The sequence below is a fragment of the Pseudomonas sp. 02C 26 genome (assembly GCF_002843585.1).
In the GTDB taxonomy this organism is placed as follows: domain Bacteria; phylum Pseudomonadota; class Gammaproteobacteria; order Pseudomonadales; family Pseudomonadaceae; genus Aquipseudomonas; species Aquipseudomonas shirazensis.
This window is the reverse complement of record NZ_CP025262.1, coordinates 3,824,699-3,841,402: the sequence shown is the minus strand read 5'-3', so window position 1 is coordinate 3,841,402 and position 16,704 is coordinate 3,824,699. Positions and strand designations below refer to the sequence as shown.

General features: G+C 61.8%; 11 protein-coding genes and 1 pseudogene. 11 read left to right on the top strand and 1 reads right to left on the bottom strand.

All coding sequences use genetic code 11. The annotated features are described in order from the left end of the window. Positions 1–11 precede the first annotated feature (11 nt). Complete coding sequence (locus tag CXQ80_RS17505; RefSeq protein WP_101321656.1) at positions 12–1,334, bottom strand: TRZ/ATZ family hydrolase; 1,323 nt, start codon at positions 1,332–1,334, stop codon at positions 12–14. A gap of 109 nt (positions 1,335–1,443) precedes the next feature. Here CXQ80_RS17505 and mtnA point away from each other — a divergent pair, with 109 nt between their 5' ends. The 11 genes and pseudogenes from mtnA (at position 1,444) to CXQ80_RS17450 (ending at position 16,448) form a co-directional block, all read left to right on the top strand. Then, positions 1,444–2,520, top strand: a complete 1,077-nt coding sequence (mtnA, locus tag CXQ80_RS17500; protein ID WP_101321655.1) for an S-methyl-5-thioribose-1-phosphate isomerase — start codon at positions 1,444–1,446, stop codon at positions 2,518–2,520. Between the two features lie 281 nt (positions 2,521–2,801). Continuing rightward, positions 2,802–5,576 carry a DNA gyrase subunit A gene (gene gyrA, locus CXQ80_RS17495; protein ID WP_101321654.1) on the top strand — a complete coding sequence of 925 codons (2,775 nt, stop codon included), beginning with the start codon at positions 2,802–2,804 and terminating at the stop codon, positions 5,574–5,576. Between the two features lie 70 nt (positions 5,577–5,646). Beyond that, on the top strand, positions 5,647–6,732 hold the full coding sequence (gene serC, locus CXQ80_RS17490; RefSeq protein WP_101323087.1) for a 3-phosphoserine/phosphohydroxythreonine transaminase: 1,086 nt from the start codon (positions 5,647–5,649) through the stop codon (positions 6,730–6,732). Next, complete coding sequence (gene pheA / locus CXQ80_RS17485) at positions 6,732–7,826, top strand: prephenate dehydratase (protein WP_101321653.1); 1,095 nt, start codon at positions 6,732–6,734, stop codon at positions 7,824–7,826. The genes serC and pheA overlap by 1 nt, the downstream gene beginning before the upstream one ends. A 249-nt stretch (positions 7,827–8,075) precedes the next feature. Further along, the gene (locus CXQ80_RS17480; RefSeq protein ID WP_256585781.1) at positions 8,076–10,283 is read left to right on the top strand and encodes a bifunctional prephenate dehydrogenase/3-phosphoshikimate 1-carboxyvinyltransferase; all 2,208 of its coding nucleotides are present in this window, start codon (positions 8,076–8,078) and stop codon (positions 10,281–10,283) included. Next, positions 10,280–10,966: a (d)CMP kinase gene (cmk, locus tag CXQ80_RS17475; protein ID WP_101321651.1), complete on the top strand. Its 687-nt coding sequence runs from the start codon at positions 10,280–10,282 to the stop codon at positions 10,964–10,966. The genes CXQ80_RS17480 and cmk overlap by 4 nt, the downstream gene beginning before the upstream one ends. 123 nt (positions 10,967–11,089) lie before the next feature. After that, on the top strand, positions 11,090–12,769 hold the full coding sequence (gene rpsA, locus CXQ80_RS17470) for a 30S ribosomal protein S1 (protein WP_101321650.1): 1,680 nt from the start codon (positions 11,090–11,092) through the stop codon (positions 12,767–12,769). A gap of 283 nt (positions 12,770–13,052) precedes the next feature. Continuing rightward, positions 13,053–13,352 carry an integration host factor subunit beta gene (ihfB, locus tag CXQ80_RS17465; RefSeq protein WP_101321649.1) on the top strand — a complete coding sequence of 100 codons (300 nt, stop codon included), beginning with the start codon at positions 13,053–13,055 and terminating at the stop codon, positions 13,350–13,352. Positions 13,353–13,374: 22 nt separating this feature from the next. After that, positions 13,375–13,638: a LapA family protein gene (locus tag CXQ80_RS17460; protein ID WP_101321648.1), complete on the top strand. Its 264-nt coding sequence runs from the start codon at positions 13,375–13,377 to the stop codon at positions 13,636–13,638. A 103-nt stretch (positions 13,639–13,741) separates the two neighbouring features. Continuing rightward, positions 13,742–15,173, top strand: a pseudogene (locus CXQ80_RS17455) (MBL fold metallo-hydrolase). Positions 15,174–15,386: 213 nt separating this feature from the next. Continuing rightward, positions 15,387–16,448 (top strand): LPS O-antigen chain length determinant protein WzzB, encoded by a 1,062-nt coding sequence (locus tag CXQ80_RS17450; RefSeq protein ID WP_101321647.1) that lies wholly within the window; start codon positions 15,387–15,389, stop codon positions 16,446–16,448. Positions 16,449–16,704: the final 256 nt, after the last annotated feature.

Below are 16,704 nucleotides of genomic sequence, written 5' to 3'. Positions count from 1 at the left end.
CTGACGCGTGGTCATTCCTTGCCTGCGATGCGCGCGCCCCAGGCGCGGGCCATGGCGGTCAGTGCTGCCTCGTCCATGCGGGTCAGGCGGCGCTCTTCGAGCAACTGCTCGCCGGCAACCCAGACATGCCGCGCGCAGTCGCGGCTGGTGGCATAGATCAATTGTGACACAGGGTCGTGCACCGGCTGCTGGGCCAGGCCAGACAAGTCGAACGCCACCAGGTCGGCGGCCTTGCCCAGTTCCAGCGAGCCGATCTGTGTGTCCAGACCCAGGGCGCGGGCGCCATTAAGGGTCGCCATGCGCAAGGCCCGATGGCCGTCCAGTGCCGACGCCGAGCCGGCCACCGCTTTCGCCAGCAGGGCGGCGGTGCGGGTTTCGCCGAGCAGGTCGAGGTCGTTGTTGCTGGCCGCGCCATCGGTGCCTATAGCGACATTGACCCCGGCCTGCCACAAACGCTCAACCGGGCAGAAGCCGCTGGCCAGTTTCAGGTTGGATTCCGGGCAGTGGATCACGCTGGTGTTGCTTTCTACCAGCAGGGCCAGGTCGTCGTCGCTGATCTGGGTCATGTGCACCGCCTGCAGGCTCGGCCCCAGCAGGCCAAGCCGCGCCAGCCGAGCCAACGGCCGTTCGCCGTGCTCGGCAACGGCCTGCTCGACTTCGCTGGCGGTCTCGTGGATGTGCATGTGCAGCGGCGCATCGAGCTGATCGGCAATCACGCGGATCTTCTCCAGCGTTTCGTCACCGACCGTATACGGCGCGTGGGGGCCGAGGGCTATGGTGATGCGCGGGTGGTGGCGCAACTCGCCAAACAGCTCGATGGCCTGATGCAGGGCGTCGTCCGCAGTCGCTGCACCGGGTATCGGGAAGTCCAGCAGCGGCACCGCCACCTGGGCGCGAATGCCGCTCTGCTCGACTTGCTCGCAGGCTTCGCGCGGATAGAAGTACATGTCGGCAAAGCAGGTTATGCCGCCCTTGAGCTGTTCGGCGATGGCCAGGTCGGTACCGTCGCGGACAAAGCCCGGATCGACCCAGCGGCCCTCGGCCGGCCAGATGTGCTCACGCAGCCAGGTCATTAGCGGCAAGTCGTCGGCCAGGCCGCGGAACAGGCTCATGGCGGCGTGGCCGTGGGCGTTGATCAGGCCTGGGCACAGCAGGCAGTCGGGCAACTCGCGCACCTGCAGCGCCGCCGGCGCGCGCTCGCGCGGGCCGAGCCAGGCGATCAAACCGTCGCGCAGGCCCAGCGCGTGCCCTTCGAGTACCACTCCGGCTGGCTCCACAGGCACCAGCCAGGTCGGCACCAGGAGCAGGTCGAGGGGGGCTACGGAGGTCGGCATGCGGCAGCTACCTGAAGGGTTTGGGCGGATCGCGCAGTATACCCGAGCGCCCGCGGCTGAGGCTCGCTATAATCGCCGGCTTTTGATCAGCAAAGCACGGGGAGAGGCGATGCGCGAGCGACTTTTGGCGGCAGAGAAGGTGACCGGCATTCAGTGGCGTGACGGCACCCTGCATCTGCTCGACCAGCGTCTGCTGCCAGCGCAAGAGCGCTGGCTGGCCTGTACCGACGTGTCTCAGGTAGTGAGCGCGATCCGCTCGATGGCGGTGCGCGGTGCGCCGGCCATTGGCATCAGCGCCGCTTATGGGTTGGTCCTGGCGCTGCGTGCCCGGCTTGCCGAGAAGGGCGACTGGGAAGAGTCGATCGAAGAAGACTTTCTCGATCTGGCCGAGGCGCGGCCCACCGCGGCCAACCTGTTCTCGGCGCTCAACCGCATGCGTGATCGCTTGCAGCGCCTGCGCCCCAATGAAAACCTGCTGGCGGCCATGGAGGCCGAGGCCATCGCCATCCACGACAGCGACCGCGAAGCCAACCTGACCATGGCCCAGTACGGCATCGAGCTGATCCGCCGCCAGCAAGGCAATGAGCAGACCATGCTGACCCACGGCAATGCCGGTGCGCTGGGCAGCGGGGGCTTCGGTACCGCGCTGGGCGTGCTGCGTGCAGCTTACCTTGAGGGCATGGTCGAGCGGATTTACGTCGGCGAGACCCGGCCTTGGCTGCAAGGCTCGCGCCTGACCGCCTGGGAACTGGCGCAGGAAGGCGTGCCGGTCACCCTCTGCGCTGACTCGGCGATGGCGCACCTGATGAAGGTCAAGGGCATCACCTGGGTCGTGGTGGGTGCTGACTGCATCGCTGCCAACGGCGATGTCGCGGCCAAGATCGGCACTTACCAACTGGCGGTAGCGGCCATGCACCATGGCGTGCGCTTCATGGTGGTGGCGCCAAGCACCAGCATCGACCTGAACCTGGCAACCGGTGACGATATCCCGCTGGAAGAGCGCGAAGCAGACGAGCTGCTGGACGTTGCCGGCAATCGGGTTGCCGCACAGGTCGAGGTGTTCAATTCAGTGTTCGACGTGACTCCGGCTGACCTGGTTGACGTGATCGTGACCGAAAAAGGCGTGGTAGAGCGCCCAGACACCGCCAAGATCGCCCAGCTGATGTGCCGCAAGCGCCTGCATTGAGCGCCACCGCGCCGCGCAGGACGCAGCTGTCGGGGCAAAGCGGCCATTGCTTGGCAGCGCCGCTTCTTGTTGCAGCTTGAGGCTTAAGCCTGATGCATTTTTGTGGTACCATCCGGCAGTTTCCAAGGCCGCCCGTTTATGCGGTCTTCATTGCGCAGATCCAAGGCACAACCTATTGATTTGTCGTAAGTCGTCGCACCACTGTGCGCTGCGGCGACGAGCTTCGTTCGTCCTCTGGGGACTTGGACGAGGTTTCACCAGAAAAAGGAATCAGGCTTCTCATGGGCGAACTGGCCAAAGAAATCCTCCCGGTCAATATCGAAGACGAACTGAGACAGTCTTACCTCGACTACGCGATGAGCGTGATTGTCGGGCGTGCACTGCCCGATGCGCGTGACGGCTTGAAGCCCGTGCATCGCCGCGTTCTGTTTGCGATGAGCGAGTTGGGCAACGACTGGAACAAACCGTACAAGAAGTCCGCCCGTGTGGTCGGTGACGTTATCGGTAAGTACCACCCGCACGGCGACACTGCGGTCTACGACACCATCGTGCGTATGGCCCAGCCATTCTCGCTGCGCTACCTGCTGGTCGACGGCCAGGGCAACTTCGGTTCGGTCGACGGCGACAACGCTGCGGCAATGCGATACACAGAAGTGCGCATGTCCAAGCTGGCACACGAGCTGCTGGCTGACCTGCACAAAGAAACCGTCGACTGGGTACCCAACTACGACGGCACCGAGCTGATCCCGGCGGTAATGCCAACGCGCATCCCCAACCTGCTGGTCAACGGCTCCAGCGGCATCGCCGTGGGCATGGCGACCAACATCCCGCCGCACAACCTCGGCGAAGTGATCGACGGCTGCCTGGCGCTGATCGACAATCCTGAAGTCACCATCGATGAGCTGATGCAGTTCATCCCTGGTCCGGACTTCCCGACTGCCGGCCTGATCAACGGCCGCTCCGGCATCATCGAGGCCTATCGCACCGGTCGTGGCCGCATCTATATGCGCGCCCGCTCTGAGGTCGAAGACATCGACAAGGTCGGTGGCCGTCAGCAGATCGTCATCACCGAGCTGCCGTACCAGCTGAACAAGGCTCGCCTGATCGAGAAGATCGCCGAGCTGGTCAAAGAGAAGAAGCTCGAAGGCATCACCGAGCTGCGCGACGAGTCCGACAAGGACGGTATGCGCGTGGTCATCGAGCTGCGTCGCGGCGAGGTGCCTGAGGTCGTCCTCAACAACCTCTACCAGCAGACTCAGCTGCAGAGCGTGTTCGGTATCAACATCGTCGCCTTGATCGACGGTCGACCGCGCCTGCTCAACCTCAAGGACCTGCTCGAAGCGTTCGTCCGTCACCGCCGTGAAGTGGTGACCCGTCGTACCGTATTCGAGCTGCGCAAGGCCCGTGAACGTGGCCACATCCTTGAAGGCCAGGCTGTCGCACTGTCCAACATCGACCCGGTCATCGCCCTGATCAAGGCCTCGCCGACCCCATCCGAAGCCAAGGAAGCCCTGGTTGCGATGCCGTGGGAATCGAGCGCGGTGCAGGTCATGGTCGAGCGCGCAGGCGCCGACTCGTGCCGCCCGGAAAACCTCGATGCCCAGTACGGCATGCGCGATGGCAAGTACTTCCTGTCGCCAGAGCAGGCCCAGGCCATTCTTGACCTGCGTCTGCACCGCCTGACCGGCCTCGAGCACGAAAAGCTGCTGGCCGAGTACCAAGAGATTCTCGAGCAGATCGGCGAGCTGATCCGCATCCTCAGCAGCGCCGAGCGCCTGATGGAAGTGATCCGCGAAGAGCTCGAAGCGATCCGTGCCGAATACGGCGACGTGCGCCGCACCGAGATCCTCGATGCCCGTCACGACCTCAGCTACGGCGACATGATCCCGGAAGAAGAGCGCGTGGTGACCATCTCCCACGGCGGCTACGCCAAGACCCAGCCGTTGACTGCGTACCAGGCCCAGCGCCGTGGCGGCAAAGGCAAGTCGGCGTCCGGCGTCAAGGACGAGGACTACATCGAACACCTGCTGGTTGCCAACAGCCACGCCACGCTGTTGCTGTTCTCCAGCAAGGGCAAGGTCTACTGGCTGAAAACCTACGACATCCCGGAAGCCTCGCGCGCTGCCCGTGGCCGTCCGCTGGTCAACCTGCTGCCGCTGGAAGACGGCGAACGCATTACCGCCATGCTGCAGATCGACCTCGAGGCACTGCAGCAGAGCGCCGATGTCGATGAAGAGCTGGAGGATGGCGACGACACCGTGCTTGAGGGTGAGCTGGTCGAAGCCGAAGAAGTCGACGAAGAAGACGGCGACACTGCCGAGTGGGCTGCAGAGCCTACCGGTGCCTACATCTTCATGGCGACGGCGTCCGGTACCGTCAAGAAGACCCCGTTGGCGCAGTTTGCGCGTCCACGTACCAGCGGCCTGATTGCGCTGAAGCTGAAAGAAGGCGACACCCTGATTGCCGCCGCCATCACCGATGGCGCCAAGGAAGTCATGATGTTCTCCGACGCCGGCAAGGTCATCCGCTTCGCTGAAAGCGTCGTGCGTGAAATGGGCCGTACCGCTCGCGGTGTGCGCGGCATGAAGCTGGGCAAAGGCCAGCGTATCATCTCGATGCTGATCCCCGAGTCCGGTGCGCAGATCCTTACCGCCTCCGAGCGTGGCTTCGGCAAGCGTACCCCGCTGTCCAAGTTCCCACGGCGCGGTCGTGGTGGTCAGGGCGTGATCGCCATGGGCACCAAGGGCCGTAACGGCCTGCTGATCGGCGCGATCCAGGTGCAGGAAGGTGAAGAGATCATGCTCATCTCCGACCAGGGCACGCTGGTGCGCACCCGCGTTGGCGAAGTCTCCAGCCTGGGTCGTAACACCCAGGGCGTGACCCTGATCAAACTGGCCAGCGACGAGACCCTGGTGGGCCTTGAGCGGATCCAGGAGCCATCCGAAGACCTCGAGGAGTTGCTCGAAGGCGAGGAGGGCGCAGAGGGCGTCGAACTCGATGCGGTAGAGGCGGCAGCTGATGACGCCGGCGCCGCCGAAGAGGCGCCGCAGGAATAAACAGCGCAACAACCCGAGCGGGGCGGCCATGGTCGCCCCGCTTACTGACCAGAGCAGAGCGAGAGTGGATGTGAGCAAACGAGCCTTTAACTTCTGCGCAGGCCCTGCTGCGCTTCCTGAAGCAGTCCTGCAGCGCGCCCAGGCGGAAATGCTGGACTGGAATGGCAAAGGTCTGTCGGTGATGGAAATGAGCCATCGCAGCGATGACTACGTGGCCATTGCCGAAAAGGCCGAGCAGGACCTGCGTGACCTGCTGTCCGTCCCCTCCAATTACAAAGTGCTGTTTCTGCAAGGTGGCGCCAGCCAGCAATTTGCCGAGATCCCGCTGAACCTGCTGCCGGAAAACGGCACCGCGGACTACATCGAGACCGGCATCTGGTCGAAAAAGGCCATCGAAGAAGCGCGTCGCTTTGGCAACGTCAACATTGCTGCCAGCGCCAAGCCCTACGATTACCTCGCTATCCCCGGCCAGAACGACTGGACCCTGAGCAAGGACGCCGCTTACGTCCACTACGCGTCCAACGAAACCATTGGCGGCCTGCAGTTCGACTGGGTGCCGCAGACCGGTGACGTACCGCTGGTGGTCGACATGTCTTCGGACATCCTCTCGCGCCCGACCGACGTGTCCCAGTTCGGCCTGATCTACGCCGGCGCGCAGAAGAACATCGGCCCAAGCGGCCTGGTTGTGGTGATCGTGCGTGAAGACCTGCTCGGTCGCGCCCGCAGCAGCTGCCCGACCATGCTCGACTACAAGGTTTCGGCCGATAACGGCTCGATGTACAACACGCCGGCGACCTATTCCTGGTACCTCTCGGGGCTGGTCTTCGAGTGGCTCAAGGAGCAGGGCGGTGTCGAAGCCATGGAAGCGCGCAACCGGGCGAAAAAAGATCGCCTGTACGGCTTCATCGACTCCAGCGATTTCTACAGCAACCCGATCAGCGTCAACGCCCGTTCGTGGATGAACGTGCCGTTCCGCCTGGCTGACGAGCGCCTGGACAAAGCTTTCCTCGCCGGTGCTGACGCCCGCGGCCTGCTCAACCTCAAGGGCCATCGCTCGGTGGGCGGCATGCGCGCATCGATCTACAACGCCCTGGGTCAGGACGCCGTTGAAGCTCTGGTCAGCTACATGGCTGAATTCGAGAAGGAGCACGCCTGATGGTCGAGCACGAACTCAAAGCCCTGCGTGTACGCATCGATAGCCTCGACGAGAAGATCCTCGAGCTGATCAGCGAGCGCGCCCGCTGCGCCCAGGAAGTGGCCCGGGTCAAGATGGCCAACCTGGCCGAAGGCGAGACGCCGGTGTTCTACCGTCCCGAGCGGGAAGCTGCCGTGCTCAAGCGCGTCATGGAGCGCAACGGCGGCCCACTGGGCAACGAAGAGATGGCGCGTTTGTTCCGCGAAATCATGTCTTCGTGCCTGGCCCTGGAGCAGCCGCTGAAGGTCGCCTACCTCGGCCCTGAAGGTACCTTCACCCAGGCTGCAGCGATGAAGCACTTCGGCCACGCGGTGATCAGCCGGCCAATGGCGGCGATCGACGAAGTGTTCCGTGAAGTGGCCGCCGGTGCGGTCAACTTTGGCGTGGTGCCGGTGGAAAACTCCACCGAAGGTGCGGTCAGCCACACCCTCGACAGTTTCCTCGAGCACGACATGGTTATCTGCGGCGAAGTCGAGCTGCGCATTCACCATCACCTGCTGGTGGGCGAGAGCACCAAAACCGACAGCATCACCCGCATCTATTCCCACGCCCAGTCGCTGGCCCAGTGCCGCAAGTGGCTCGATGCGCATTACCCGAATGTTGAACGGGTGGCGGTGTCGAGCAACGCCGAAGCGGCCAAGCGGGTCAAGGGTGAATGGAACTCGGCGGCGATTGCCGGCGATATGGCAGCCAACCTGTATGGCCTGACGCGTATTGCCGAGAAAATCGAAGACCGCCCGGACAACTCCACGCGCTTCCTCATGATCGGCAGCCAGGAAGTGCCGCCGACCGGCGACGACAAGACTTCGATCATTGTGTCGATGAGCAACAAGCCGGGCGCGCTGCACGAGCTGCTGGTGCCGTTCCACGACAACGGCATCGACCTGACCCGGATCGAAACGCGTCCTTCGCGTAGCGGCAAGTGGACCTACGTGTTCTTCATCGACTTTGTCGGCCATCATCGGGATCCGCTGATCAAGGCGGTGCTGGAGCAGATCAGCCAGGAAGCCGTTGCGCTGAAAGTGCTGGGCTCGTATCCGAAGGCGGTACTCTGAGGTTGAAGCTGGTCTCTGCGCTACTGGGGCCGCTGCGCGGCCCTTCGCGGGCAAGCCCGCTCCCACAGGATTTGTATCAAGCCCGCACGGGTGATCGACGCAAAACCCTGTGGGAGCGGGCTTGCCCGCGAAGGGTCGCGCAGCGGCCCCGGTGCGGCAATCGATCAGCATGGTTTGATCCGGCACATGCTGCCGTTCTGAACAGGGTTCGCACTCGTGGTTGATGTGGTAGCAAACAAATCCGCGCCGATTATCGGCCGCCTGGTCGTGGTCGGCCTCGGCCTAATCGGCGGCTCGTTCGCCAAGGGCCTGCGTGAAAGCGGCCTGTGCCGCGAAGTCGTCGGCGTCGATCTCGATGCCCCGTCGCGCAAGCAGGCTGTCGCTCTCGGTGTAGTCGATCGCTGCGAAGAAGACCTCGCCAGCGCCTGCATCGGCGCCGACGTGATTCAGCTCGCCGTGCCGATCCTGGCCATGGAAAAACTGCTCGCCGTGCTGGCCAGGCTCGACCTTGGCAATGCCATCGTCACCGACGTCGGCAGCGCCAAGTGCAACGTGGTCCGTGCTGCCCGCGAAGTGTTCAGCAGCAATCTGCCGCGCTTCGTTCCCGGCCACCCGATTGCCGGCTCCGAGCAGAGCGGGGTAGAGGCCTCCAACGCCGCGCTGTTCCGCCGGCATAAAGTCATTCTTACGCCACTGGCTGAAACCGACCCTGCCGCACTGGCCATGGTCGACCGCCTGTGGCGCGCATTGGGCGCCGATGTCGAACACATGACGGTCGAGCGTCACGACGAAGTGCTGGCGGCTACCAGTCACCTGCCGCACCTGCTGGCCTTCGGCTTGGTCGATTCGCTGGCCAAGCGCAATGAAAACCTCGAAATCTTCCGGTACGCTGCAGGGGGCTTTCGCGATTTCACAAGAATCGCCGGCAGCGACCCGATCATGTGGCATGACATCTTCCTCGCCAACCGCGAGGCGGTGCTGCGCACGCTAGATACATTTCGCAGCGACCTCGACGCCTTGCGCGACGCGGTCGATGCAGGGGATGGGCACCAGCTGCTGGGGGTATTTACCCGCGCACGGGTTGCCCGCGAGCATTTCAGTAAAATCCTGGCCCGCCGGGCCTATGTGGACGCTATGAACGCCAACGATCTGATTTTCCTGGCCCAACCTGGTGGCCGCGTGTCCGGACGGATCCGCGTTCCAGGCGACAAGTCGATTTCCCATCGCTCGATCATGCTCGGCTCGCTGGCCGAAGGCACCACTGAAGTCGAAGGCTTCCTTGAAGGCGAGGACGCTCTGGCGACCTTGCAGGCCTTCCGCGACATGGGTGTGGTCATCGAAGGCCCCAACCATGGCAAGGTCACCATTCACGGTGTCGGCCTGCACGGCCTGAAAGCTCCGCCCGGGCCGATCTACGTCGGCAACTCCGGCACCTCGATGCGCCTGCTGTCGGGCCTGCTCGCCGGCCAGCCGTTCGACGTGACCATGACTGGCGATGCTTCGCTGTCGAAGCGGCCGATGGGCCGTGTCGCCAACCCGCTGCGGGAAATGGGCGCAGTGGTCGAAACCGGCGCCGATGGCCGGCCACCACTGACCATTCGTGGCGGGCAAAAACTCAAGGCACTCAACTACACGCTGCCAATGGCCAGTGCCCAGGTCAAATCCTGCCTGCTGCTGGCCGGCCTGTATGCCGAAGGCGTGACCACCGTCACCGAGCCTGCGCCAACCCGCGACCACACCGAGCGCATGCTGCGCGGCTTTGGCTATGCGGTCGAGTCCAACGGCCCGGTCGCTTCGCTGCAAGCGGGTGGCAAACTCACCGCAACCCGTATCGAAGTGCCGGCAGATATCTCGTCTGCTGCGTTCTTCCTGGTTGCCGCGTCGATCGCCGAAGGCTCCGACCTGCTGCTTGAGCACGTCGGCATCAACCCGACCCGCACTGGTGTCATCGACATCCTGCGCCTGATGGGCGGCAATATCACTCTGGAGAACCAGCGTGAAGTCGGTGGCGAGCCGGTAGCCGACCTGCGTGTGCGTGGCGCCAAGCTCAAAGGCATCGAGATCCCGGAAGAGCTGGTACCACTGGCTATCGACGAGTTCCCGGTGCTGTTCGTCGCCGCGGCTTGCGCCGAAGGCCGGACCATCCTGCGTGGCGCGGAAGAACTGCGAGTGAAGGAATCCGACCGCATCCAGGTAATGGCCGACGGCCTGATCACCCTGGGCGTGAAGTGCGAACCGACCCCGGACGGGATCATCATCGACGGCGGCCCGATTGGCGGTGGCGAAGTGCACGGCCACGGCGACCACCGTATCGCCATGGCTTTCAGCATCGCCTCGCTGCGGGCCACTGCGCCGGTGCGTATCCATGACTGCGCCAACGTTGCCACCTCGTTCCCGAACTTCCTCGCGCTGTGCGCCGAAGTCGGCATTCGTGTGGCCGAAGAGGCCAAGTCGTGAACGCCCAGGCCCCGGTCATTACCATCGACGGCCCGAGCGGGTCGGGCAAAGGCACTGTAGCCGGGCTGCTGGCACGTGAGCTCGGCTGGCGCCTGCTCGATTCCGGCGCGCTGTACCGGTTGCTCGCCTTCAGCGCGCGCAACCATGGCGTCGACCTGACCAACGAAGAGCTGCTGACCAAGCTGGCCGCTCATCTGGATGTGCAGTTCTACCCGGCCGAGGAGGGTAAGCTGCAGCGCATCATGCTCGAAGGTGACGACGTCAGCCTCGACATCCGTACCGAAGCAGTCGGCGCCGGCGCCTCGATGGTGGCCTCGCTGCCCGCGGTGCGCGATGCCCTGCTGCAGCGCCAGCGCGCGTTTCAGGAGGCTCCGGGGCTGATCGCAGACGGCCGCGACATGGGCACTGTGGTGTTCCCGGACGCGCCGTTGAAAGTGTTTTTGACCGCCAGCGCCGAGGAGCGGGCGCGTCGTCGTTATTTGCAGTTGAAAGCGAAAGGCGACGATGTTAGGCTGGCGAGTCTGCTAGATGAGATTAGTGCGCGCGATGAGCGCGATACCCAGCGTGCGGTGGCCCCGCTTAAACCGGCGGCCGACGCGATTCAGCTGGACTCTACCGAGTTGTCCATCGAGCAGGTGTTGCAACGCATCAAAAGCGAGATCGCCCTGCGCGGTATCGCCTGATGATCAGGAAAGCAGGCAGGGGCACCAGTCAACGTCTTGCCGGTTTTCCTTTAAATAACGAAACCCACATTGTCTGGAGTGTGGTTAGGGGCGTCTTCTTCGCCCAAATCTACAGGAATTAAAATGAGCGAAAGCTTTGCAGAACTCTTTGAAGAAAGCCTGAAAACCCTCAATCTTCAGCCGGGTGCGATCATCACCGGTATCGTTGTCGACATCGACGGCGACTGGGTTACCGTACACGCTGGCCTGAAGTCCGAGGGCGTCATCCCGCTCGAGCAGTTCTACAACGAAGCTGGCGAGCTGACCATCAAGGTCGGTGACGAAGTTCACGTTGCGCTGGACGCGGTCGAAGACGGCTTTGGCGAAACCAAGCTGTCCCGTGAAAAAGCCAAGCGCGCCGAGTGCTGGATTGTTCTGGAAGCTGCTTTCGCTGCCGAAGAAGTTGTCAAGGGCGTTATCAACGGTAAGGTTAAAGGCGGCTTCACTGTCGACGTTAACGGTATCCGTGCGTTCCTGCCAGGTTCGTTGGTTGATGTCCGCCCAGTGCGCGACACCACCCACCTCGAAGGCAAAGAGCTGGAATTCAAGGTCATCAAGCTGGACCAGAAGCGCAACAACGTCGTTGTTTCGCGTCGCAGCGTCCTCGAAGCCGAGAACAGCGCCGAGCGTGAAGCTCTGCTCGAAACTCTGCAAGAAGGCCAGCAAGTCAAAGGTATCGTCAAGAACCTCACCGACTACGGCGCATTCGTGGATCTGGGCGGCATCGACGGCCTGCTGCACATCACCGACATGGCTTGGAAGCGTATCAAGCACCCGTCGGAAATCGTCAACGTTGGTGACGAAGTTGATGTTCGCGTCCTGAAGTTCGACCGTGAGCGCAACCGCGTTTCGCTGGGTCTGAAGCAGATGGGCGAAGATCCGTGGGTAGCTATCACTGCTCGTTACCCAGAAGGTACTCGCGTACAAGCTCGCGTTACCAACCTGACCGACTACGGCTGCTTCGCTGAGCTGGAAGAAGGCGTTGAAGGTCTGGTACACGTTTCCGAAATGGACTGGACCAACAAAAACATCCACCCGTCGAAAGTCGTTCAGGTTGGCGACGAAGTGGAAGTTATGGTTCTGGACATCGACGAAGAGCGTCGTCGTATCTCCCTGGGCATCAAACAGTGCAAGTCCAACCCATGGGAAGACTTCTCCGGCCAGTTCAACAAGGGTGACAAGATCACCGGTACCATCAAGTCGATCACCGACTTCGGTATCTTCATCGGCCTGGACGGCGGCATCGACGGTCTGGTTCACCTGTCCGACATCTCCTGGAACGAAACCGGCGAAGAAGCCGTACGTCGTTTCAAGAAGGGCGACGAGCTGGAAACTGTCATCCTGTCGGTTGATCCAGAGCGCGAGCGCATCTCGCTGGGCATCAAGCAGCTGGAAGACGATCCGTTCTCCAACTTCGTTGCTGTCAACGACAAGGGTGCAATCGTCAAGGGTATCGTCAAAGAAGTTGACGCCAAAGGCGCCATCATCACCTTGGCCGACGACATCGAAGCTACTCTGAAAGCTTCCGAAATCAGCCGTGACCGCGTTGAAGACGCGCGTAACGTTCTGAAGGAAGGCGAAGAGATCGAAGCCAAGATCATCAGCGTTGACCGTAAGTCGCGCGTTATCAGCCTGTCGATCAAATCGAAAGACGATGCTGAAGAGCGTGAAGCTATCCAGAGCCTGAAACAGGCTCCTGAGGCAGCTGCTGCCGACACCACCATGGCTGCGCTGCTGCGCGAAGCAATGGCCAAACAGAACTAAGTTCTGCTTGATCGGTAGAAAAAGGGCGACTTAGGTCGCCCTTTTTTATTGCCTGCGATTTGTCGCCTGTTGTCAGAGGGTTGCGCAGTTGCCCGCGGCGTCTCAGCCCAACTGGTGCAAACCCCTCTACCCGGCGCTGCCCAACCCGGTGCACCGAAAAAGTTCCCCGCGCACCAATCTTGAATTTTTTTATTAAGTCAAGAACCGCCCTGTTCAAATCCCCCTGAGCGTGCTACAAACTGGTTAAGCAATGATCTAGCTGCTTGATAACGAAGGGAAAAACATGACGAAGTCGGAGCTGATCGAACGTATTGTCACCCATCAGGGTTTACTCTCGTCCAAGGACGTCGAGTTGGCCATCAAGACCATGCTCGAGCAAATGGCCCAGTGCCTGGCAACGGGCGATCGCATCGAGATCCGCGGCTTTGGCAGCTTCTCGCTGCACTATCGCGCACCTCGCGTAGGTCGCAACCCCAAGACCGGCCAGTCGGTAAGCCTTGAAGGCAAGTTCGTGCCGCACTTCAAGCCGGGCAAGGAATTGCGCGACCGGGTCAACGAAGAAGAGCACGAAACCGAAGCCTGAGTGCAATCAAAGGATCAGACCGATGCGTAACCTCAAGCGCGCCCTGGCGCTGTTGTTCGTCCTGCTGCTGGCAGCAGTGGTGATGTTCTTCGTGCTGGAGAACCAGCAAACCGTCGCCCTGGTATTGTTCGGCTGGACTGCCCCTGCAGTGCCCGTAGCACTGCCAGTACTCGCCGCCTTGGTGGTGGGGTTGGCCCTCGGTCCATTGCTTGGTGCCTACGGCGTCATGCGCAGTAAGCGCAGGATTCGTGCATCGGCACGTCAGGCGGCCTTGGCAGAGGGCTGAGGAAACGTCCTACAGCTTTAGCGGACATAGCTGATATGAATCCTGCGAAGAAAATGGAGTAATAGCCCGCTTCGTGTTCAACCCTGCGCAGGGCTTCAGCAGCATGACTTTCCCCGTTATCACGCATAATGGTGGCACCCGCGGCGTCACGGGTTCCTGTCATCAGCTGCACCTAGATTCCGCCACCAGCCTGCTCATCGATTGCGGGCTTGAGCAAGGCGCCGATGCCCGCCCTGATTCTTCCGCGCTGGGCTTCGATGTCAGCGGCATCCAGGCGTTGGTGATCACCCATGTGCACCTCGACCATGTCGGTCGCATTCCGGCACTGCTGGCCGCAGGCTTTCGCGGCCCGATCTTCTGTAGCGAGCCTTCCGCGAAGCTGCTCCCGCTGGTTCTTGAAGATGCCTTCAAGCTCGGCATCAGTAGCGAGCCCGCGCAGGTAGCGCATTTTCTGCATCTGCTGAAAAGTCTGGTTGAGCCGATCGCCTTTGGTCAGTGGCACAGTCTGATCGAGCAAGGGCACCTGCAATGTCGCATCCGCCTGCAGCGTGCCGGCCATCTGCTCGGTTCAGCGTACGTCGAGTGTGACATCAGTACCCCTGCGCAATCGTGCAGCACACGTGTGGTGTTCTCTGGCGATATCGGCGCGCCCCACAGCCCCTTGCTGTGTCCAGTCCAGCCGCCAGAGCGCGCCGATGTGCTGGTGCTCGAAAGCACCTATGGCGACCGCCTGCATCCTGACCGCAGCGACCGGCGCCAGCGTCTGGAAGCAGCGATAGATCGTGCCTTGGCTGACCAGGGCACGATCCTGATCCCCGCATTCAGTCTCGGTCGTACGCAAGAGTTGCTCTATGAGATTGAAGAGGTCCTTCACCTTAAAGGCCTGCTCGACACCTCGGGCGCGGCAGCCTGCGATGATCAGGTCGACTGGGCGCAGTTACCGATCATCCTCGACTCGCCGCTGGCTCAGCGCGTGACGCAGGTCTACCGGGAGCTGCATCAGTACTGGAATGACGAAGCCCGACTACGCTTGAGCGAAGGGCGCAAGCCGCTTGGCTTTTCCCAGTTGGTGTGTGTGGATAGCCACGCCAAGCACCAGCAAGTGGTCAATTATCTAAAGAGTACTGGCCGGCCAGCGATTGTGATTGCCGGCAATGGCATGTGTTCGGGTGGGCGGATCGTTAATTACCTCAAGGCCATGCTGGGTGATCCGCGGCATGAGGTGCTGTTTGTCGGGTACCAGGTGAGGGGGGCGCCGGGGGGGCGCGGACACAGGCGTGTGAGGGGTGCAGGGGGATGTGGGGATTGATGTGTGGGGGGGGGCGGGATGTGCTGCGGGCCAAGGTGGTGACTTTGGTGGGTATTCGTGGCATGCGGATCAGGCGGGGTTGGTGGGGTTTGCGATGGGGGGGGACAGTCCGGCGAAGCGGGTGGTGTTGGTGCATGGGGAGACCGGGGCGAAGCGGGTGTTGGCGGCGGCGTTGAGCGCGCAGGCATTTCCCGGGCATCAGGTGGCTATAACGGTTCCGACGTAGTCCCCCTACGCCCGGCGGATTCGGGGAGGAACTAAACGAAGCGTTTCCCCCTCTACCATGCAATTGATGCTTTAGTTTGGGCGCTAGCGTGCAGGTTTTGGAATTGTCGCTACGCTTTCGGGGTGGGGATCGGAGTGGGGTCTGACTCGCTTCCGTCCAAGGTCTCCCGATGTGGCTTTGTACGTTATCCGGACCTAAGGAAAAACAGAATAAATGCACAGTGAACGTGAGCGCCTACGCAGTGCGGGCGAGATTGACTTGTTTGAGTTGACGGAAGGGGTCTGGAGGTACAGGTTACTGGTTGTTGTGACGGCCTTGGTCGTGACCATTCTGGCGGTGGCGTATGCCTACCTAGTTACGCCGCTGTATGAGTCCAAGGTTTTTGTTCAGCCACCCACGCAAAACGCTATTGCCCAGCTCAACTACGGACGTGGTGAGCGATCCGGCCTGCCGGTGTACACCGTCAAAGAGGTCTACGGCGTGTATCTGCGCAACCTTCAGTCGGAGGCGCTGCGCCGGGACTTCTTCCGTGAGTTCTATATTCCGAGTGTGCCTGTCGAGCAGCGCGCCGGTTTGCAGGATGCGCTCTATCGGCGTTTCCATGAAGTGCTGGTCCAGGGCCCTGTGAGCAAGGAGTCCCCAGACCGGTTCTTTGTGATGACGACCTTGCCCGATCCGCAGCAGGCGGTCGACTTGAGTCTGCGGTACATCGAGATGGCGGGGCAGCGGGCAACACGCGAGATCATCAAGGATGCGCAGTCGGACATCCTGATGATGGCCAATGACCTGGATCAGCAAATTGCGATGGCCCGTGAAAGTGCCCGGAAACAACGCGAAGACCGCATCGCTCAATTGACGGAAGCCTTAACTATTGCACGTGCGGTGAATATTGAAAAGCCGCCGATCATTTCCAATTCGTTGTCGGCTGAAGTGTCGGCGGGTATGGATGACTCGCTGACGTACATGCGGGGAAGTAATGCGCTGGAAGCCGAAATTGAGACACTGCGTTCTCGCACATCTGATGACGCTTTTATTGTGAACCTGCGCCAGCGCCAAGAGCAGTTGTTGCTCTTGCGCAAGTTTGATATCGATCCGTCGGCCGTTCAGGTCTACCGCCAGGATGGTGCAGTGGAGTCGCCCGATTCGCCGATCAAGCCGAAGAAGCTGTTGATTATCGGGCTCGGCCTTATGTTGGGTGTTGTTCTGGGCTTTGTGTTCGCCACCCTTGCCAGTGTGCGGGATAACCTGCGACGTCATCAAGGAAGCCGTGGTTGAGGTGCGTGGTTGAGTGTCAGGTCATGCTACTCCGGGCTTCCGGGTTCGGGGTCGGCTCTCAGGGTGGATGGCATGCAATGTGGCTAAGCGCTTGTATTTTGCCATGTGTGTGGCAGCATGCGCGGTTTCCTGATGCTGGCACGCTCCAGCTAGCGGCAGCGGCGATTGATGAGTGGCGTAAAACGGCTGCTGTGGGTGGGTGAGGGGAAGGGCCCGGCAAAGCTGGTGTCCAGGTCGTTAAGACGGTAGATTGAAC

Excerpts from the sequence above, each read along its gene's own strand:
- CXQ80_RS17505 (WP_101321656.1), bottom strand. The coding sequence starts at position 1,334 with ATGCCGACCTCCGTAGCCCCCCTCGACCTGCTCCTGGTGCCGACCTGG.
- ihfB (WP_101321649.1), top strand. The coding sequence starts at position 13,053 with ATGACGAAGTCGGAGCTGATCGAACGTATTGTCACCCATCAGGGTTTA.
- CXQ80_RS17460 (WP_101321648.1), top strand. The coding sequence starts at position 13,375 with ATGCGTAACCTCAAGCGCGCCCTGGCGCTGTTGTTCGTCCTGCTGCTG.
- gyrA (WP_101321654.1), top strand. The coding sequence starts at position 2,802 with ATGGGCGAACTGGCCAAAGAAATCCTCCCGGTCAATATCGAAGACGAA.
- mtnA (WP_101321655.1), top strand. The coding sequence starts at position 1,444 with ATGCGCGAGCGACTTTTGGCGGCAGAGAAGGTGACCGGCATTCAGTGG.
- CXQ80_RS17450 (WP_101321647.1), top strand. The coding sequence starts at position 15,387 with ATGCACAGTGAACGTGAGCGCCTACGCAGTGCGGGCGAGATTGACTTG.
- pheA (WP_101321653.1), top strand. The coding sequence starts at position 6,732 with ATGGTCGAGCACGAACTCAAAGCCCTGCGTGTACGCATCGATAGCCTC.
- rpsA (WP_101321650.1), top strand. The coding sequence starts at position 11,090 with ATGAGCGAAAGCTTTGCAGAACTCTTTGAAGAAAGCCTGAAAACCCTC.